20 protein-coding genes are annotated in these 17,960 nt (G+C 62.7%); 13 read left to right on the forward strand and 7 right to left on the reverse strand.

Annotated features, from left to right (window positions below; translation table 11 throughout):
* Window positions 1–15 precede the first annotated feature (15 nt).
* The 5 genes from MUY37_RS15160 (at window position 16) to MUY37_RS15180 (ending at window position 3,974) form a co-directional block, all read left to right on the forward strand.
* Complete coding sequence (locus MUY37_RS15160) at window positions 16–888, forward strand: alpha/beta fold hydrolase (protein ID WP_499196197.1); 873 nt, start codon at window positions 16–18, stop codon at window positions 886–888.
* On the forward strand, window positions 888–1,445 hold the full coding sequence (locus tag MUY37_RS15165) for a pyridoxamine 5'-phosphate oxidase family protein (protein WP_499196198.1): 558 nt from the start codon (window positions 888–890) through the stop codon (window positions 1,443–1,445). The genes MUY37_RS15160 and MUY37_RS15165 overlap by 1 nt, the downstream gene beginning before the upstream one ends.
* Window positions 1,446–1,451: 6 nt before the next feature.
* Window positions 1,452–2,153 carry an endonuclease/exonuclease/phosphatase family protein gene (locus MUY37_RS15170; protein WP_499196199.1) on the forward strand — a complete coding sequence of 234 codons (702 nt, stop codon included), beginning with the start codon at window positions 1,452–1,454 and terminating at the stop codon, window positions 2,151–2,153.
* A gap of 142 nt (window positions 2,154–2,295) precedes the next feature.
* Entirely contained in the window at window positions 2,296–2,634 is a 339-nt protein-coding gene (locus MUY37_RS15175; protein ID WP_417322989.1) for a P-II family nitrogen regulator, read from the forward strand.
* A 20-nt stretch (window positions 2,635–2,654) separates the two neighbouring features.
* The gene (locus MUY37_RS15180; RefSeq protein WP_499196217.1) at window positions 2,655–3,974 is read left to right on the forward strand and encodes an ammonium transporter; all 1,320 of its coding nucleotides are present in this window, start codon (window positions 2,655–2,657) and stop codon (window positions 3,972–3,974) included.
* A gap of 148 nt (window positions 3,975–4,122) precedes the next feature.
* Here MUY37_RS15180 and MUY37_RS15185 read toward each other — a convergent pair whose 3' ends face one another.
* Genes MUY37_RS15185 through MUY37_RS15195 form a run of 3 tightly spaced genes read right to left on the reverse strand, consistent with a single transcriptional unit; the run spans window position 4,123 to window position 7,083 of the window.
* Complete coding sequence (locus tag MUY37_RS15185) at window positions 4,123–5,709, reverse strand: GMC family oxidoreductase (RefSeq protein ID WP_499196200.1); 1,587 nt, start codon at window positions 5,707–5,709, stop codon at window positions 4,123–4,125.
* A gap of 25 nt (window positions 5,710–5,734) precedes the next feature.
* Complete coding sequence (locus MUY37_RS15190; RefSeq protein ID WP_499196201.1) at window positions 5,735–6,673, reverse strand: sterol desaturase family protein; 939 nt, start codon at window positions 6,671–6,673, stop codon at window positions 5,735–5,737.
* 5 nt (window positions 6,674–6,678) lie between these two features.
* Window positions 6,679–7,083, reverse strand: a complete 405-nt coding sequence (locus MUY37_RS15195; protein WP_499196202.1) for a hypothetical protein — start codon at window positions 7,081–7,083, stop codon at window positions 6,679–6,681.
* A gap of 62 nt (window positions 7,084–7,145) precedes the next feature.
* On the opposite strand from MUY37_RS15195, the gene MUY37_RS15200 reads away from it, so the two are divergent.
* Window positions 7,146–8,567 (forward strand): amidohydrolase, encoded by a 1,422-nt coding sequence (locus tag MUY37_RS15200; protein ID WP_499196203.1) that lies wholly within the window; start codon window positions 7,146–7,148, stop codon window positions 8,565–8,567.
* Here the strand turns inward: MUY37_RS15200 and MUY37_RS15205 are convergent, their stop codons facing one another.
* On the reverse strand, window positions 8,568–9,008 hold the full coding sequence (locus tag MUY37_RS15205) for a protein tyrosine phosphatase family protein (protein ID WP_499196204.1): 441 nt from the start codon (window positions 9,006–9,008) through the stop codon (window positions 8,568–8,570). It lies immediately after the preceding gene.
* Entirely contained in the window at window positions 9,005–9,823 is an 819-nt protein-coding gene (locus MUY37_RS15210; RefSeq protein ID WP_499196205.1) for a TerC family protein, read from the reverse strand. The genes MUY37_RS15205 and MUY37_RS15210 overlap by 4 nt, the downstream gene beginning before the upstream one ends.
* A 247-nt stretch (window positions 9,824–10,070) precedes the next feature.
* Here MUY37_RS15210 and MUY37_RS15215 point away from each other — a divergent pair, with 247 nt between their 5' ends.
* The 7 genes from MUY37_RS15215 to MUY37_RS15245 all read left to right on the forward strand — a co-directional run bounded on the left by MUY37_RS15215 (window position 10,071) and on the right by MUY37_RS15245 (window position 16,900).
* A complete protein-coding gene (locus MUY37_RS15215; RefSeq protein ID WP_499196206.1) occupies window positions 10,071–10,823 on the forward strand; it encodes a cold-shock protein in 753 nt (250 codons plus the stop codon).
* 145 nt (window positions 10,824–10,968) lie between these two features.
* A complete protein-coding gene (locus tag MUY37_RS15220; RefSeq protein WP_499196207.1) occupies window positions 10,969–12,156 on the forward strand; it encodes an aspartate aminotransferase family protein in 1,188 nt (395 codons plus the stop codon).
* A gap of 13 nt (window positions 12,157–12,169) precedes the next feature.
* The gene (gene argF, locus MUY37_RS15225) at window positions 12,170–13,093 is read left to right on the forward strand and encodes an ornithine carbamoyltransferase (RefSeq protein WP_499196208.1); all 924 of its coding nucleotides are present in this window, start codon (window positions 12,170–12,172) and stop codon (window positions 13,091–13,093) included.
* Between the two features lie 43 nt (window positions 13,094–13,136).
* Window positions 13,137–14,051 carry an Hsp33 family molecular chaperone HslO gene (gene hslO, locus MUY37_RS15230; RefSeq protein ID WP_499196209.1) on the forward strand — a complete coding sequence of 305 codons (915 nt, stop codon included), beginning with the start codon at window positions 13,137–13,139 and terminating at the stop codon, window positions 14,049–14,051.
* 99 nt (window positions 14,052–14,150) lie between these two features.
* On the forward strand, window positions 14,151–14,552 hold the full coding sequence (locus MUY37_RS15235) for a hypothetical protein (RefSeq protein WP_499196210.1): 402 nt from the start codon (window positions 14,151–14,153) through the stop codon (window positions 14,550–14,552).
* 43 nt (window positions 14,553–14,595) lie between these two features.
* A complete protein-coding gene (gene queC / locus MUY37_RS15240; protein ID WP_499196211.1) occupies window positions 14,596–15,306 on the forward strand; it encodes a 7-cyano-7-deazaguanine synthase QueC in 711 nt (236 codons plus the stop codon).
* 4 nt (window positions 15,307–15,310) lie between these two features.
* Window positions 15,311–16,900 (forward strand): MFS transporter, encoded by a 1,590-nt coding sequence (locus MUY37_RS15245; protein WP_499196212.1) that lies wholly within the window; start codon window positions 15,311–15,313, stop codon window positions 16,898–16,900.
* Here the strand turns inward: MUY37_RS15245 and MUY37_RS15250 are convergent.
* Together MUY37_RS15250 and MUY37_RS15255 are read right to left on the reverse strand one after the other, a co-directional pair.
* A complete protein-coding gene (locus MUY37_RS15250; RefSeq protein WP_499196213.1) occupies window positions 16,897–17,424 on the reverse strand; it encodes a superoxide dismutase family protein in 528 nt (175 codons plus the stop codon). The genes MUY37_RS15245 and MUY37_RS15250 overlap by 4 nt on opposite strands.
* Before the next feature lie 96 nt (window positions 17,425–17,520).
* Window positions 17,521–17,960, reverse strand: a 440-nt coding sequence (locus tag MUY37_RS15255) for an OmpA family protein (protein ID WP_499196214.1), incomplete at its 5' end; no start/stop codon positions are given.

The following is a 17,960-nucleotide window of genomic DNA, read 5'->3' on the forward strand; positions in this document are numbered from 1 at the left end:
CGGCATTGCAGCGCCATGACGCTTCACGCCGGACCGACTTCGCAGACCTTCATTTCGCAGCGGCTCAGGCTGCACTATCTCGACTGGGGCAATCGCGGGAAGCCGCCGCTCGTGCTCGTCCATGGGGGGCGCGACCATGCGCGCAGCTGGGATTGGGTCGCCGAACAATTGCGCGACGATTGGCATGTGGTGGCGATGGACCACCGTGGCCACGGCGATTCCGACTGGGTCAGCGACGGTAATTATTCCGCCAACGACATGGTCTACGATCTTGCACAGCTGGTCCACCAGCTCGGTGTAGGGCCGGTGACGATCGTCAGCCATTCGATGGGCGGCAATGTTTCGTTGCGCTATGCCGGGACCTTCCCCGAGATGGTCACCAAGATCGTCGCGATCGAAGGGCTCGGCCCCAGCCCCAAGCGGCAGGCGGAGATGCGTGCGAAGAGCTATCCCGAGCGGCTCAACGAATGGATCGGCAAGAAGCGCGCCGCTTCGGGCCGGATCCCGCGCAAATATGAGAGCATCGAATCCGCCTTCGCGCGGATGATTGAGGAAAACAGCTACCTCACCGAGAGCCAAGCGCGGCACCTCACCATCCACGGTGTGAACCGTAACGAAGACGGGACCTATAGCTGGAAGTTCGATCCGCACCTCAATGTCTGGGCAGTCGAGGACATCGCCGACCAGTTTCTCCACCAGACTTGGGCCGCGATCACCGCGCCCACGCTATTGCTTTATGGCGCGGACAGTTGGGCCTCGAATCCGCAAGGTGACGGCCGGCTCGACCATTTCTCCAATGCCGAGGTGATCGAATTCGAGAATGCGGGTCACTGGCTGCACCACGACCAGTTCGACCGGTTCATGAAGACGATACGGGATTTCCTCTGATGGCGGAATTCTTCGACCGGATTGCCGATGACCATATCGCCATGCTGGCAAAGCAGCCGGTCTTCTTCGTCGCCACCGCGGCGAAGGACGGACGGATCAATCTGAGCCCGAAGGGTTATGACACGTTCCGCGTGCTCGGACCGAACCGCGTAGCTTATCTGGATGTCGCCGGATCGGGGAATGAAACGCATGCTCATCTCTCAGTGGATGGGCGCATCACGATCATGGTTTGCAACTTCGAACAACCCGCTCTTATCCTGCGGCTGTACGGGACGGGCAAACCGGTCTTGCCGCAGGATCGCGGTTGGGAAGAGCTAGCGGCGCATTACAACCTGCTGCCTGGCACAAGGCAGATTTTCGATATCGCAGTGGACAGCGTGCAGACCAGTTGTGGCTGGGGTGTACCGTTCATGCAATTCGAGCGGGAGCGGGATACGCTGGTCAAATACTATGCGGGGCGCGATCCGGAGGCATTCGTGGCCAGGCGGCGGTTACGCGATCGCAGTATCGACGGCATCCCCACCAGGCCGACCGACCGCTACTTTGCTGGCGATTGACCGCGCGTGCGCCTGACTTTCGCCAGTTACAACATCCACAAGGCAGTCGGGCTGGACCGCAAGCGCGATCCCGAGCGCATTCTCAGCGTGCTGCACGAGATCGATGCCGATATCATCGCGTTGCAAGAGGCGGATCGCCGTATCGGGCAGCGCGCCAGCGTGCTCCCGCGCGCCGAGATCGACGATACCCATTGGCGCGTCGTCGAAGTGGCCAAGCGACCGCGCAGCATTGGCTGGCATGGCAATGCGCTGCTGGTGCGGCGCGACATGGATGTCTTGGACGGTGAAGCGCTCGATCTGCCGACGCTCGAACCGCGCGGCGCGGCCTGCGGCGAGCTAATGGTCGAGGGACACCGGCTGCGTGTCATCGGCACGCATCTCGACCTGTCGGGCCTGCGCCGCCGCGACCAGATCCGGTCGCTGCTCGAATTCTGCAATGGCTGCGAACGCGATCTGCCGACCGTCATTATGGGCGATTTCAATCAGTGGGGGAGGCGCACCGGGGCCATGCGCGAATTTGCCGAAGGCTGGCATGTTGTCACGCCCGGTCGAAGCTATCCCAGCCGCCAGCCCGTTGCCACGCTCGACCGGATCGTGGCCAGCAGCCACTGGGACTGCGTCGAGGCGCAGGTCCATCACACCGGTCTGTCGGCGGTGGCATCGGACCACCTGCCCGTAATTGCCACGCTGGAATTGAATAAAAAATAGGCAATAGCCTAATTATTAGGCAATATTTGGTGTGGGCGGCGCGCTTCTCAGGTCGAATCGTGCCGAAAAGCGGTTTGGCACGTACTTTGCTGCATGTGCGAACGCCGGTGACGGACCGGCGGACCACACAGGGGGTGAAGGCGTGAAATTCATCATCGCTGTCATCAAGCCATTCAAGCTGGACGAGGTGCGCGAAGCGCTCGGCAGTATCGGAGTGGCTGGGATGACCGTTACCGAAGTCAAGGGATTCGGCCGCCAGAAGGGCCAGACCGAAATCTATCGCGGCGCCGAATACTCGACCAACATGCTGCCCAAGGTGAAGCTCGAGATCGCCGCGAGCGACGACCTCGCTCCGCAGGTGGTCGAGACGATCCAGCAGGCGGCCAGCACCGAAGCGATCGGCGACGGCAAGATCTTCGTATTCGACCTCGCCAGCGCCACGCGCATTCGCACCGGCGAAACCGGCGACACCGCGCTCTGACGGACAGGATGGGACCCATGATGTTTCGAACACTCTCTCGTAGCGCCGCCCTCGGCCTTGCGCTGCTCACGCCCGCCGCGGCATTCGCGCAGGAGGCCGCCGAAGCCGCTGCCGCAGTGCCCAACCCCGGCAACAATGCCTGGATGATGACCGCCACCGTGCTGGTCATGCTGATGATCCTGCCGGGCCTCGCCCTGTTCTATGGCGGCCTGACCCGCTCGAAGAATATGCTTTCCACCATGACCCAAATCGGCGCGACCGCCTCGTTGGCGATGCTGGTATGGGTGATGTGGGGCTATTCGACCGCCTTCGGGCCGGAAGGGAACGCCTTCTTCAGCTGGGGCAATCTGTTCCTGTCGCAGACCGATGCTGCGAGCACGGCGGCGACCTTCACCGACGAAGTCATCAGCGAATTCGTCTTCATCAGTTTCCAGATGACTTTCGCCGCGATTACCGCCGCGCTGATCCTCGGCGCGACGGCGGAACGCATGAAGTTCAACGCGGTCATGCTGTTCGTCCCGCTCTGGCTGACCGTAGTCTACTTCCCCATCGCCCACATGGTCTGGGCGGGCGGCGGCCTGTTGTTCGAAGACGGCGCGCTCGACTTCGCCGGAGGCACGGTGGTGCACATCAATGCCGGTGTCTCGGGCCTCGTGCTCGCCTACCTCCTCGGCAAGCGTCGCGGCTATCCGGCAGAGCCCATGCCCCCGCATAGCCTGACGCTGACCATGGTCGGCACGGGCCTGTTGTGGGTCGGCTGGTTCGGCTTCAACGCGGGCAGCGCGCTCGAAGCGGATGCTTCGGCCGGTCTCGCCATGATCAACACCTTCGTCGCCACGGCAGCCGGCGCGCTGACCTGGATGGTCATCGAACGCGCAGCGGGCCACAAGGGCAGCGCGCTGGGCTTCTGCTCGGGTGTCATCGCTGGCCTCGTCGCGGTCACTCCGGCAGCGGGCAATAGCGGGCCGTTCGGTGCGATCCTGCTCGGCATCATCAGCGCGGCGATCTGCTACCTCTTCGTCGCCAAGGTGAAGGCCAAGCTCGGCTATGACGACAGCCTCGACGCCTTCGGCATCCACGGCATCGGCGGCATTGTCGGCGCAGTCGGTACGGCGGTCGTCTACCAGCCCTTCCTCGCCGGACCCGGCGACGGCTCGGTTGCGCTCGGCGCGCAGCTCTGGGTCCAGATATTCAGTGTCCTCGTGACCATCGTCTGGGCCGGCATCGGCACACTGGTTGTGGGCATGATCGTCAAGGCGCTGATCGGCCTGAGAGTCACCGAAGAAGCCGAAGTCGACGGGCTCGACATCTCCGAACACGGAGAGCGTGCTTACAATTAACCAGTTCGGCGGGGGCGCCGTTCTCTCCTCTTTTCTCCGGTGCCCCCGCCCAACCATGTTCCTCCTGCGAACACCGACTTTGCCGGGCCGGAGATTCGTCTCCGGCCCCTTTTTTGTCGATCTTCCAGGCGCGCGTGCGTGCGGTGGACTAGCCAGCCAGCGCTGCGGTCACGAAATCGGCGCAGCGTTCGCCGATCATGATGCTGGGTGCGTTGGTGTTGCCGGAAACCAGTCGCGGCATCACGCTGGCATCGGCGATGTAGAGCCCATCGATTCCGCGCGCCTTGAGCGTCGGATCGACCACCGCATCCTCGTCCGCGCCCATGCGGCACGTGCCGACCGGGTGGTACACCGTATCAGCCCGATTGCGGATCAGCTCGTCGAGCTGAGCATCGTCGTCGAGGTCGATCGGATAGCGGTCTTGCGGATCGTATTTCGCCAGGCTGGGCGAACTGGCGATGCGATGCGACAGGCGCACGCCCGCGCGCAGAGTCGCGATATCGCGCTCGTCGTCGAGAAAGTTGGGATCGATCCGCGGCGCCATGCGCGCATCCGGCCCGTTGAGGCGGACGGTACCCCGGCTTTCGGGGCGGAGCACGCAGGCATGGAGAGAAAAGCCGTGGCCCTTCACTTTCGTGCGACCGTGATCCTCGAGCATGGCAGGTACGAAGTGCCACTGGACATCGGGCGCCGGCGCATCGGGCATGACCGCCCAGAATCCCCCGGCCTCGGCATAGGGCGTCGTCATGATCCCTGTGCGTTTGCGACGATGTTCGATAATCGCCTTGGCCATGCGTACGGTGCCTGCGAAACTGTCTCCGATCAGCTCTTTGTTGGCGGTCTGCCAGCTCGAAACATAGTCGATATGGTCCTGCAGATCGTTGCCCACGGCCTGCTTGTCTTCCACTACGTCGATCCCGTGTTCGCGAAGATGCGCGGCCGGGCCGATGCCCGATAGCATCAGGATCTGCGGCGAATTGAAAGCGCCTGCCGAAAGGACCACCGCGCCGCGGGCCTTCACCGTGCGCTGCTTCTCGCCAACGCTATAGGTGACTCCCGTGACCCGTCCGTCCTCGATCTCGAGCCGCTGCACGCTCACGCCGATGCGCACGTCGAGATTGCGCATGGCCCGCTTCGGTTCGATATAGGCCCGCGCTGCCGACCAGCGCTCGCCGTCTTTTTGCGTCACCTGGTAAAGGCCGAAGCCTTCCTGCTTGGCGCCGTTGAAATCATTATTGCGCGGCAATTGCAGTTGGGCTGCCGCTTCCACGAAGGCGAGGCTGCCGGGGTTGGGCCAGTTCTGGTCGCTGACCCATAAGGGGCCATCGTCGCCGTGATACGCATCGCTTCCGCGCACATTGTGCTCGGCCCGTTTGAAATAGGGCAACACGTCGTCATAGCTCCACCCGGTGCAGCCGAGCTTGGCCCAATTGTCGTAATCCCACTTGTGGCCGCGAATGTAGATCATCGCATTGATCGCCGACGATCCCCCCAGCCCGCGACCGCGTGGCTGATAGCCGATCCGGCCATTGAGCCCTTTTTGCGGGACCGTTTCGAAGCGATAGTTCGAGGAGTCGCGCAGGAAGGGCATGAACCCCGGGGTTTTGACCAAGACTGTGTTGTTACGGGGGCCGGCCTCCAGCAGGCATACGCTTTTGCCGCTCTCGGCCAACCGTCCGGCGACGGCGCTGCCTGCGCTCCCGCCACCGATCACGATGACATCGAATTCGTCCATGATATCTCCTCTCTCGCTGGAGAGGTTAGGCAGCCTCCGCCTCGCCTGCAATCCGGTTTTCGTATGAAACGGATTTTTCTTCGGCTCCCTGGCGTTCGAGCCAGCCTTCGCGAATCTGGTCGGATGTCTCGCGGCTGCCATCATGCGTCCAGCCGGGTTCGCGCAGCAGGTAGGACAGCTTGTGCTTCCACGGCGCGCGCCACATATCCTGGGCTATGCCGATCCATTCGTGGAACACGGCCCACAGCAGGTTGAAGCTGCCGAGCTGCTTGACGATGCCGTAGCGGATCGTCTCGTCCTCCGCTTCGGGCTCGAACGTGCCGAACATCTTGTCCCAGACGATGAAAACACCGGCATAATTGCGGTCAAGATAGCGCGGATTGGTCGCATGATGGACGCGGTGATGGCTCGGCGTGTTCATCACAGCTTCGAACCAGCGCGGCATCTTGTCGATCGCCTCTGTATGGATCCAGAATTGGTAGATCAGGTTGAACCCCGCACAGATCGCGATCATCGCCGGGTGGAAGCCGAGCAGGACCAGCGGCAGGGCAAAGGCGAATCCCAGCGTCAGATAGCCTGTCCAGGTCTGCCTCAACGCCGTGCTGAGATTGTAGTGCTGGCTCGAATGGTGGTTCACATGGCTTGCCCAGAACCAGCGCACGCGGTGGCCGAAACGGTGAACCCAGTAGTATTTGAGATCGTCGAGCACAAAGGCTAATGCGAAGGCCCACCAGGTCCATGGAATATCGAACAGGCGGAATTCCCAAACCCACAGGAAAAGGGCGAAGAAGGCGCCACCGAACAGCAAACTCGAAACCGTGCTGCCCAACCCGAAGGCGAGACTGGTGAAGGTGTCCTTGGGTTCGTAAGCCTCGGGCCGCTTGCGCCAGGCCCAGATCATTTCGATCAGAACCAGCGCGACGAAACCGGGCACGGCGTATTCGGTGGGCGAGAAATCGGGCATGATGTCTATGTCCTTATCGCCTCTATCGTTCGAACCCAAGCCGCCGGATCGTCGAGCAGGAGGCGCGCCTCGCCATAGTGTTTTTCCGCCGTATCGATGACCAGCGCAGACCCGTTGTCATGCACCCGGGCCGCAGGGGTGAGGATGCGTCCTGCAAAATGCCCGCCATGGGGCCGAAGCAGCAGCACACGCCCGGCTGCATCGCGCATCAGCGCGCCCTTGCCATGGCGATCCAGCCCGATCGCAACCGGCTCGTATCCGCTGACGGCTTCGTCGGCCGCAAGGCGCGCCGCCTCTTCGTCCGCGAGACGCGGGGTAGGGCCGAGCTTGAGCCAATAGGCCAATCCCGCCAGCGCAAGAATGGCGAGCAACGAGCCGACGAATTGCAGCAGGGCAGGGGCGATTTCCATCACATGCTTTGATTGGCATGTTGCACACTTTACGGCAAGCAGATCGCGAAAGGGAGATTTCGATGAAGTCCTTTGCCATTCTCGCCGCTGGCGCTGCCGCAATCGCCACCCCGGTATTCGCGCAGAGTGCCGATCCGATTCTTCAGGCCGAAGCACAACAGGAACGAACCCAGCGCGTCGCCCGGCAAATCTGGGAGTTTGCCGAACTCGGCTATCTCGAAACGCGTTCGAGCGGGCTGCTGGTGGATGAATTGCAGCGCGAGGGATTTTCGATCCGCCAAGGCGTGGCGGAAATCCCTACGGCGTTCGTGGCCGAGTGGGGCGAGGGCGGACCGGTCATTGGCCTTTTGGCCGAATTCGACGCCCTGCCGGGCATCAACCAGTCCTCTGCCCCGACGCGGGACCCGGTCGCGGGAAAGCATGCGGGCCACGCCTGCGGACACAACCTCTTCGGTGCCGGATCGTTGAGCGCGGCGATTGCGATACGCAATTGGCTCGAGGCGACCGGCACACCGGGCCGTGTGCGCCTCTATGGTACACCTGCCGAAGAAGGTGGGTCGGGCAAGGTCTACATGGCCCGCGCCGGCTTGTTCGACGATGCAGATTTTGTGATCGACTGGCACCCTGCCGACCGGAATTCGGCGGCCTCCCGCAAAAGCCTCGCCAACCGTTCGGGCAAGTTCCGTTTCCGCGGGGTTTCGGCCCATGCAGCGGGTGCGCCCGAAAGGGGGCGCAGTGCGCTCGACGGGGTCGAGGCGATGAACATGATGGTCAATATGATGCGCGAGCATACCAGCATGGACACGCGCATCCATTACGTTATCACCGAGGGCGGCAAGGCGCCCAATGTAGTCCCCGATTTCGCCGAGGTGTTCTATTATGTGCGCCATTCGGACGCGGATGAGGTTCGCGCCTTGTGGCCGCGTATAGAAGCGGCGGCCAAGGGTGCGGCCATGGGCACCGGCACCGAGGTCGATTGGGAGATCATCCACGGCAACAACCCGACGCTGCCGCTCCAGTCGTTGCAACTGATGATGGATGAAAAGCTGCGCGCGTTGGAGCCGATCGAACATACCGCCGACGAACTGGAATGGGCCGCGACGATTCGCGAAAGCCTGGGCGAGGACGCGCCCGAATTGGCACGGGCGCAGCAGGTCGAAGACTATGCGGTTCTGACGGGATACGGCTCCACCGATGTCGGCGATGTCAGCCGCGCGGTCCCCACTGTCAGTGTGCGCACTGCCACCTGGGTACCGGGCACGGCGGCGCATAGCTGGCAGGCGGTCGCCGCGAGCGGGCACAGCTACGGCACCAAGGGCACGCAGCATGCGGCCAAGGTGATGGTGCTCGCGGCAGTCGAACTCTATACCAATCCGCAACTGCGCGAGACGGCGAAGGCCGAGTTCGCCGAGGCCAGGGGCGCGGACTATGTGTACGAATCGCTGCTCGGCGATCGCAAGCCGCCGCTCGACTATCGCAAGTAGTCATCCCCGCGCGCGGGCGGCGAACATATCCATTGCCGGGCGAACCGGGCTGACGTCGTAACCGGCTGCCGCGGCGGTTTCGCCGATGGCATCCGGATCATCGCCGCTGCGCGCACGGGCCAGCGACCACAGCAATGTCGAGCGCGTACCCGAACGGCAGAAACCCAGCACCGGCCCTTTGGCGGTTGCAAGCGCTTCCTGAAGCGCCTCGACCTGAGGTTCACTGAAGCCCGCGCTGCCGATCGGGATTGCAATATAATCCATCCCTGCCGCCCGCGTTGCAGCTTCTATATCGGCACCCGGCGGCTGGTCGGCAGCCTCGCCATCGGGCCGATTGTTGACCACCAGCGCCATTCCCATGGCGGCGGCTTCCGAAATTTCCTGCGGCGTGACCTGAGGGCTCGCATAGAAATCGTCGGACAGTTTTCGAAACTCGCTCATCGTGTCTCTCCCTGCGCTTGGGCCAGTTTCTCCGCTCGGCGGTTGCGCTGAATTATGTTGAGGATTTCGACCCCGACGGAGAAGCCCATCGCGGCGTAGATGTATCCCTTGGGCACATGGAAGCCGAAGCCATCGGCGATCAGGACAAGGCCGATCATGACGAGGAAAGCCAGGGCGAGCATTACCAGGGTGGGGTTTTTCTCGATGAATTTCGCCAGCGGATCGGCGGCCACCATCATGATGCCGACGGTTATCACGACTGCGGTGACCATGATCGGGATTTCGTTCGTCATGCCGACCGCGGTAAGAATCGAATCGACCGAAAAGACGATATCGATGGCAACGATCTGGGCGATGACCGTGCCGAAAGTGGCCTTTGCGGCATCGGCGACACCGGGAGTCTTGTCGAGCAGATCGCCCGAATCGTCTTCCGGTTCCATCGAGTGATGGATTTCCTTGGTCGCCTTCCACAGCAGGAAAAGCCCGCCGGTTAGAAGAATGAGGTCGCGGCCTGAAAAAGCGGTTTCGAAACTGACCTTATTGGTTCCTTCGACCGGCGGGCCGACGATGCCGAGATCGAAGATCGGAGTCTGCAGCGTGACCAGCCAGCCGATCAGCATCAGCAGGGCAATTCGCATGATCAGCGCCAGCGCCAGCCCGATGCGCCGTGCGCGTTGCTGCTGATGCTCGGGGAGCTTGTTCGAAAGAATCGCGATAAAGATCAGGTTGTCGACACCCAGCACGACCTCCAGCGCAATCAGGGTGAGCAGCGCCAGCCAGGCGGCCGGATCGGAAACCAGAGCCAGTAAATCCATGATTTGTGCTGTGCCGAACGCTTCCGCCGCGTTCAAGACCTCTTTCACGCGGCACCGGCTTTGCGAAAATGTCACATTTTTGCGGTTTGCAGGCCATTACAGCTAAATCATTCGCGCATAGCCTTGTTTCGCGCTATGGCGAATACGCAAGGGAGGGTTTCGTGCCCGCCCGCGCCGGTACGGACTGCAGTCCTTCGTTTCGGTGGGTTCTGATCGTCGGGCTGCACGACAAGGTATTGTTCGAGTTATGGGTTACGACAGAGGGCGCCGCCGCGGGAAGGATAAGCGCGACGGTTTCGGCGATGATGGTTTCGATAATTTCGGTGGCCCCCCGGCCGATTTCGCGCCGCACGAAGCATTCCAGAAGGATCGTTTCGGAGGCGGTGATCGCGGCGGCGACCGCGGTGGTTTCGGCGGCGGAAATCGCGGTGGCGGTTTCGGCGGCGGCAACCGAGGCGGCGGCGGCGGCGGCGGCGGCGGGTTCAACCGCATGCCTGCGCAGGTCGTCGGCACCGGCAAGGGAACGGTAAAGTTCTTCAACGGACAAAAGGGCTTCGGCTTCATCCAGCAGGATGGCGGCGGTGAGGACGTTTTCGTTCACATCAGCGCTGTCGAACGTGCCGGTCTCGAAGGTCTCGCGGAAGGGCAGGAACTGGAATTCAACCTCGTCGATCGCGGCGGTAAGGTGTCTGCACAAGACCTGCAGATCGTCGGCGATGTCATCCCCGTGGAATCGCGCGGCGGTGGCGATCGCGAATCGGCCCCGCGCCGCGAACTGACCGGTGAAAAGGCTACCGGGACGGTCAAGTTCTTCAACTCGATGAAGGGCTTCGGCTTCCTCACCCGCGATGACGGGCAGCCCGATGCGTTCGTGCATATCAGCGCGGTGGAGCGGTCGGGTCTAGCCGGTATCAACGAGGGCGAGCGTTACGAATTCGACCTCGAGGTCGATCGACGCGGCAAATATTCGGCGGTCAATCTCGTCCCCGCGCAGGACTGAGGAAAGGCGTTCCCGCGATCCGGTTTGACCCGGCGCGCGATACGCAATAGATCGCTGGCAAACACGCAAATGGCGGTTCCCCGGGAGCCGCCATTTGTCTTTCGCACTGTCAAGGCACACCCCGAGAAGTGCCGCTGGAGGAACCATGTCGATTTCGCCGCTGATGCCCGTCTATCCTCGCTGCGGGGTCCGCCCGGTCAAGGGCGATCACTGCCATCTGATCGATGAAGACGGTACGCGCTATCTCGATTTCGCCAGCGGTATCGCAGTAAACCTGCTTGGCCACAGCCATTCCGGCCTGATCGGCGCGATCCAGAAGCAGGCCGAGACGTTGATGCATGTCTCGAACCTCTATGGCAGCCCCCAGGGCGAGGCGCTGGCGCAGCGCCTGGTCGACAAGACTTTCGCGGATACGGTTTTCTTCACCAATTCCGGTGCCGAAGCGGTTGAAACCGCGATCAAGACCGCACGCGCCTATCATCAGCACGAAGATGGCGATGCCAATCGCACCGAACTGATCACCTTCACCAACGCATTTCACGGCCGCACGATGGCCACCATCAGCGCTTCGAACCAGGAAAAGATGCACAAGGGCTTCATGCCGCTGCTCGCCGGGTTCCAATACGCCGAATTCGACAATCTCGACCACGCGAAATCGCTTATGAGCGACAAGACCGCCGGCTTCCTCGTCGAACCGATCCAGGGCGAGGGCGGCATTCGCCCCGGCAGCGAAGACTTCATTCGCGGCCTGCGCCAACTGGCCGACGAGAACGACCTCATGCTGGTCTTCGACGAGGTTCAGTGCGGCGTGGCGCGTACGGGAAAACTCTATGCCTATGAACATTACGGCATTCAGCCCGATGTGATGGCCAGCGCCAAGGGTATCGGTGGCGGCTTCCCGCTGGGGGCATGTCTCGCGACCGAAAAGGCCGCGCGCGGCATGGGCTTCGGCACGCATGGCTCGACCTATGGCGGCAATCCGCTGGCGATGGCGGCAGGCATGGCGGTGATGGACGCCGTCGCCAATGACGAATTCCTCGCCGAGGTGACCGAGAAGGGCGAGCGGCTGCGCAGTCGCCTCGAACAGTTCATCGGCAATTACCCCGAGCTGTTCGAGCTGGTCCGGGGCAAGGGGCTAATGCTCGGCGTCAAGATGAAGGTCGAAAGCCGCCCCTTCTTCGTTCACCTGCGTGACAATCACCAACTGCTGACCGTGGCGGCGGGCGACAACACCCTGCGCGTCCTGCCGCCGCTGGTGGCAGGCGATGCCGAATTCGACGAATTCTTCGACAAGCTTTCGGCCGGTGCCGCAAGTTACACCCCGGCCGGCTGAACGGAGCGAGACGATGCGGCACTTCCTCGATCTATCGGATGCGGGCGGGGATGCGATCGCCGCCATGATAAACGATGCACAGGACCGCAAGGCGGCGCGCCGCGAGTGGCCCAAAGGCAGACCCGATGCCGATGCGCCGCTGGCGGGCCATGTGCTCGGCATGATCTTCGAGAAAAACTCCACCCGCACACGGGTCAGTTTCGACATCGCCATGCGTCAGCTTGGCGGAACGGCGCTGATCCTCGATTCGGGTACCAGCCAGCTCGGGCGCGGCGAGAGCATCGCCGATACCGCGCGGGTGCTCAGCCGCATGGTCGATGCGATCATGATCCGCACCGACGATCATGAAAAGGCGCTGGAAATGGCGCGCCATGCGACGGTGCCGGTCATCAATGGCCTGACCGATCGTTCGCATCCGTGCCAGATTGTCGCCGACCTCCTGACCATGATCGAACATGGCAAGGCCTTGCCCGGTCTCGAACTGGCTTGGCTGGGCGATGGCAACAATGTGCTGCACTCGATTCTCGAGGCGGCCGCCTTGATGAAGTTCAACGTGCGGATCGGTACGCCGAAGGGCTATGAACCCGAACCCGAATTTGTCGAAATGGCACGCGCGGGCGAGGCGAAAGTCACCTTGACCCAGGATGCGGATGAAGCCGTGGCGGGGGCGGATATCGTGGTGACCGACACCTGGGTTTCGATGGGGCAGGAGCATGTTCACAACAAGCTTGCAGCCATGGCGCCGTTCCAGGTTTCCAATCGGCTGATGGGATTGGCAAAGCCCGATGCCAAATTCCTCCATTGCCTCCCCGCCCATGTCGGCGAGGAGGTGACGGAGGACGTGTTCGAGAGCGACCAGTCCGTCGTGTTCGACGAGGCCGAGAACCGCATTCACGCGCAAAAGTCGGTTCTGCTTTGGTGTTTCGATAAAATCTGACAGCCGACGGCACACTCTACCAATCCGCGAAGGGGCGCCCCATATGGCGGCGATGGACGCTACTCCCCAGACTACACCCGAAACCTATTCCGGACGCCTGCTCGCCTTCACCATTCCCACGCGCCATGCGCGCGGTCGGCTGGTGCGGCTCGACCGGACGCTCGACGCCATTCTCGCCGCGCATGACTATCCTGCACCCGTGACCCATTTGCTCGCCGAAGCGCTGGTGCTGGCGGTGCTGATGGGTGGGCTGGTCAAGGATGATGGCTCGCAAGTCACCATGCAGGCGCAGACCGAAGCGGGCGCGGTCAGCCTGCTGGTGTGCGATTACAAGGGCGGGGAGCTTCGGGGCTATGTCGAATTCGACTCGGCAAGGCTGGCCGAACTGGGCGCCAATCCTTCGCTCTTCGCGCTCTTCGGCAAGGGCTATCTGGCCATCACTTTCGATCTGGCCGGCGGTCGGGGCCGGTACCAGGGCATCGTACCGCTGGAAGGCGACAATCTTTCGGAGGCTTGCGAGCGCTATTTCTATCAGTCGGAGCAGGTGCCCACGCTGATTCGCTGCGCGGTACGGTCGGATGGCGAGGGGGTAAGCGCGGCCGGACTGTTGGTGCAGCATCTGCCCGAAGGCGAAGAGGGTCGGGAGCGCCTGCACAGCAAACTCGATCATCCCGAATGGGACCATGTGGCCATTCTCGCAGGATCGCTGCGCCATGACGAATTGCTGGATTCCGCGCTATCGCTCGAGGCCATCGCCTGGCGGCTGTTTCACGAGGAGGACGAGGTCCGCATCCAACCGGGCGCGGATATCTCGAAAGGCTGCCGTTGCTCGGTCGATCACTATCGCGAGGCGCTTGGACGGTTTCCGGAAGAAGACCGCAGGGATATGCGCGACGAAAACGGGATCGTCATGGTCGATTGCGCATTCTGCTCGAAGCAGTTCGGGATCGAAATCTGACCGGCGTGTCGTTGTTATACAACAGTTCATCGTGATTGTGCTGTAATGATTACGAATCACGGGCGCGTCTGAACTTACGGACGAAAGGTGAATTTCGACATGGCTCGCAAACGGGCATTTTTTCTGGCGGCGCTTGCTGCGCCGCTCGCGGTTCTTGCCGCCCCAGCTATCGCGCAGGCTTCGCTCGCCATGCTCGACAGCCTTGATCGGGGCGGCTGGGAAGTCCGCTACCGCGATGGCAGCGCCGCGCGCAAGGTGTGCGTGCGTACCGGGCGCGAATTCATTCAGTTGCGCCATCCCGACAGCGCCTGCAACCGGTTCGTCGTTGACGACAGCGCCAGCGACGTGACTGTTCAATATACTTGCCGGGGCAATGGCTATGGCCGGACCCATATCCGCAAGGAAACGGCCTCATTGGTCCAGATTGACAGTCAGGGAATTTCCGGCGGTAAGCCGTTCCAGTTCACAGCCGAGGCTCGCCGGACCGGCGGCTGCGGCTGATCCGCTTCTTGCAGGCTTGCGCGCTTGCGAATAGCGAGCCTGAATGAGCCAATCCCAATCTTCTGGCCCCGCCGTCGTCCTGCTTTCGGGGGGGCTCGATTCCATGGTCACCGCCGCCATCGCCCGTGAACGGGGGATGGCGGTACATGCCCTCACTATCGATTATGGCCAGCGCCATGTACGCGAACTGCAATCGGCGCGGGCGATTGCGGAAAGGCTCGGCGTCGAGCGCCACGTTGTCCTTCCCCTCGATCTGAGGCGCTTCGGCGGATCGGCGCTGACCGACGATATCGACGTGCCCAAGACCGGCGTCGGAACCGACATACCCGTGACCTATGTCCCGGCACGCAATCTCGTCTTTCTTGCCCTGACCACCGCCTTTGCCGAAACATCGAATTCGCGGGATATCTTCATCGGCGTCAACGCGCTTGATTATTCAGGCTATCCGGATTGTCGGCCGGAATTCATCGCCAGCTTTGCCGAAACCGCGCGATTGGGAACGAAACAGGGCGTGGAAGGTCGACCGTTCACGATCCATGCGCCGCTGCAAGACATGTCGAAAGCGGACATTGCGCGCGAATGCTACAGGCTGGGTCTCGATCCCGCGTGGAGCTGGTCCTGCTACGATCCCACAGGTGATGGCCTCGCCTGCGGGGCCTGCGATTCGTGCCGCCTGCGGCGAAAAGGCTTTGCCGAGGCGGGCCTTGCCGATACCACGCCCTACGCAGAGGAAATCCACGACCGAGGGGAGTAGGGAATTGAGCCAAACGAAGGATGCCGCACCGCCGAGCCACGACGCAGCCGGTGCCGGCACGGACAAGGTACCCGCTTATAGCTGGTATGCGCTTGGTGTTCTCGTCCTCGTCTACGTTCTCAATTTCATCGACCGGCAGATCCTCTCGATCCTGGCCAATGATATCAAGGCCGATCTCGGCGTCGAGGACGACTATCTCGGCTTTCTCTATGGCACCGCCTTTGCGGTATTCTACGCCCTGTTCGGCATCCCGCTCGGCAAGCTTGCCGACAGTTGGAAGCGGGTGCGGTTGATGAGCCTCGGCCTTGCCCTGTGGTCGACGATGACGGCCCTGTCGGGCTTCGCGAAGAACGCCACCACATTGACCGTGGCGCGCATCGGCGTGGGCGTGGGCGAGGCCACGGCCAGCCCATCGGCCTATTCGCTCATTTCTGACTGGTTTCCTGCCCGGCTGCGCGCGACCGCCCTCGCGATCTATTCGTCGGGGCTCTATATCGGCGGCGGGATTTCACTGCTGATCGGCGGGCTCATCGTCGAGAACTGGAATGCCGCCTACCCCGACGGCGGGCCGCTGGGGCTCGTCGGCTGGCAGGCGGCATTCCTCGCGGTTGGAATACCGGGGATAGCTCTCGCGCTGTGGGTCCTCACCCTGCGCGAACCGGCACGCGGGGCGATCGATGGCTTGCCTACTCCGGAAGACCCGGCGCCCTTTCGCGGTTTCGTTCGCGAGCTCTTCCAGGTCATTCCGCCCTTCACGGTTTTCGGGGCGGCCGGACGCGGGGCGGGCGCATTGGCGCTGAACCTGCTGGGTGCGGCATTCTTCGCCGCGCTGGCCTGGGCGCTGTGGCGCTGGACGGGCGTCTTCGAACAGTGGCTGTTTCTCGGCGTCGGATATTACGCCGTGTTCAGCTGGGCGATGGGCCTGCGCGCACGCGATCTGCCGACTTTCAGACTGACCTGGGGATCATCCGCCTTCATGTGCGTGGTTCTCGGCTACGGGACGGTTGCTTTCGTGGCCTATGCCGTATCCTATTGGGGCGCGCCCTATGCCGAACGTGCGCTGGGCGTGAACAAGACCGATCTCGGCTGGTTCCTGGGCGCCCCTGCCGCCGTGGCGGGCTTTCTGGGCGTTATCCTTGGCGGTCGGATGGCAGACTTTCTGCTCGAGCGGAGGCCCGAGGGACGCATCTGGGTCATCCTTTTCGGCCTTGTAGCACCCATACCGGCCATATGGGTCGCTTATACGACCGATGACGTGGTGCTGTTCTATATCGGAGCCTTCGTCGCCCAGCTGCTGAGTGCATCGGCGCTGGGCGCCGCCGCAGCATCGAGCCAGGCGCTGGTTCTGCCGCGAATGCGCGGACTCGCGACGGCAACCTTCTTCCTCTCCACTACCCTGATCGGGCTGGGGCTCGGCCCCTTCATGGCCGGTTACGTCTCGGCCTCCAATGGCGACGACCTGTCAGTCGGCGTGCTTTCCACGCTTGTGGCCGCGCCATTCGGGCTGGTATTGCTGATCGCCGCGCTGAAACTTGTGCCCAGCGCGGCTTCGAGTGTGGTGGAGCGCGCGCGCGAAGCGGGAGAGCCGGTCTAGCCGCGCTTGAGAACGCCGCAGGCGATCCGCGCACCGGCATTGCCGGTAGGATCGGTGCGATAATCGTCGGCGTCCGCGTGGACAATCACGGCAGTGCCGTCCGCATCGAAAATGTCATCGAGGATCGCGTCGGCGTTGCCCTCAAGGACGATTTCGGCGCTACCGGTGCCGTTGGCGCCGATCGCGAGATTGGGCATGTCCCCCAAGTGTTTGCCGCCAGGCGAGAGCTGGCCATGTGTGGCACCGCGCGGATTGAGGTGGCCGCCCGCGCTCTTGAAATCGGGGGCTTTGCAGCGACCGGTGGTGTGGAGGTGGAAGCCATGGTCCCCCTCTGGCATTCCCACGGCCGCTACCGCGACGGTCAAGGTCTGGCCGTTGCTGAGCAGTTGGACGGTTCCCGCAGGCAGGCCGTTGGCGAAGCGAAGCGTGGTTTCGCCCACTCGGTCGCTCGGCAGGCTCTCTATTGTCGTACAACCGACCAGGGCGAGTGCGGCGAGCGAAGGAAGCAGTGAACGAAATGTCATGTCGGTCCTCTTGGTTTGAAGGTCGGCTTACTCCTGCCAACGAAAAAGGGGCCGGATTGCTCCGGCCCCTCTTACTTTTGGCGTTACGCCCTTCGCTTACATGCCCGAACCCGGACCGTAAGTGATTTCGACGCGACGGTTCTGCAGTTCGCGGACACCGTCGGCGGTCGGGACGCGCGGCTGCGATTCACCGAACGCTTCGCTGGTGATCCGGCCATCCGGAATACCGCGCGAGCTCAGGTAACCACGAACCGAGTCGTTACGTCGTTCGGCGAGACCCATATTGTAGGTTACCGAACCCGAACGGTCGGTGTGACCGGCCAGCATCACCGAGGCAGTGCCGCAGTTGGCGTAGGCCGAAACCGCATTGTCCAGGATCGTCGCTGCTTCCGGAGTGATCGCCGATTCGTCCCAGTTGAAGAAGACGATATACGGACCCGTCTCGCAGACCGGCGCCGGAGGCGGCGGCGGGGGAGGCGTGGCGCAGGCGGGCGACGGGATCGAAGTGCCGCTGAGCGAGGGCGAGACGACGCCCG

Source organism: Qipengyuania sp. ABI-127-1 (assembly GCA_022953095.1).
Lineage (GTDB): Bacteria > Pseudomonadota > Alphaproteobacteria > Sphingomonadales > Sphingomonadaceae > Qipengyuania.

Bases quoted from the DNA above. Each gene is read 5' to 3' on its own strand.
- MUY37_RS15190 (WP_499196201.1), bottom strand. From the start codon at position 6,673: ATGCCCGATTTCTCGCCCACCGAATACGCCGTGCCCGGTTTCGTCGCG.
- MUY37_RS15200 (WP_499196203.1), top strand. From the start codon at position 7,146: ATGAAGTCCTTTGCCATTCTCGCCGCTGGCGCTGCCGCAATCGCCACC.
- MUY37_RS15250 (WP_499196213.1), bottom strand. From the start codon at position 17,424: ATGACATTTCGTTCACTGCTTCCTTCGCTCGCCGCACTCGCCCTGGTC.
- MUY37_RS15235 (WP_499196210.1), top strand. From the start codon at position 14,151: ATGGCTCGCAAACGGGCATTTTTTCTGGCGGCGCTTGCTGCGCCGCTC.
- hslO (WP_499196209.1), top strand. From the start codon at position 13,137: ATGGCGGCGATGGACGCTACTCCCCAGACTACACCCGAAACCTATTCC.
- MUY37_RS15215 (WP_499196206.1), top strand. From the start codon at position 10,071: ATGGGTTACGACAGAGGGCGCCGCCGCGGGAAGGATAAGCGCGACGGT.
- MUY37_RS15210 (WP_499196205.1), bottom strand. From the start codon at position 9,823: ATGGATTTACTGGCTCTGGTTTCCGATCCGGCCGCCTGGCTGGCGCTG.
- MUY37_RS15180 (WP_499196217.1), top strand. From the start codon at position 2,655: ATGTTTCGAACACTCTCTCGTAGCGCCGCCCTCGGCCTTGCGCTGCTC.
- argF (WP_499196208.1), top strand. From the start codon at position 12,170: ATGCGGCACTTCCTCGATCTATCGGATGCGGGCGGGGATGCGATCGCC.
- MUY37_RS15185 (WP_499196200.1), bottom strand. From the start codon at position 5,709: ATGGACGAATTCGATGTCATCGTGATCGGTGGCGGGAGCGCAGGCAGC.
- MUY37_RS15160 (WP_499196197.1), top strand. From the start codon at position 16: ATGACGCTTCACGCCGGACCGACTTCGCAGACCTTCATTTCGCAGCGG.
- MUY37_RS15220 (WP_499196207.1), top strand. From the start codon at position 10,969: ATGTCGATTTCGCCGCTGATGCCCGTCTATCCTCGCTGCGGGGTCCGC.
- queC (WP_499196211.1), top strand. From the start codon at position 14,596: ATGAGCCAATCCCAATCTTCTGGCCCCGCCGTCGTCCTGCTTTCGGGG.
- MUY37_RS15165 (WP_499196198.1), top strand. From the start codon at position 888: ATGGCGGAATTCTTCGACCGGATTGCCGATGACCATATCGCCATGCTG.
- MUY37_RS15205 (WP_499196204.1), bottom strand. From the start codon at position 9,008: ATGAGCGAGTTTCGAAAACTGTCCGACGATTTCTATGCGAGCCCTCAG.
- MUY37_RS15195 (WP_499196202.1), bottom strand. From the start codon at position 7,083: ATGGAAATCGCCCCTGCCCTGCTGCAATTCGTCGGCTCGTTGCTCGCC.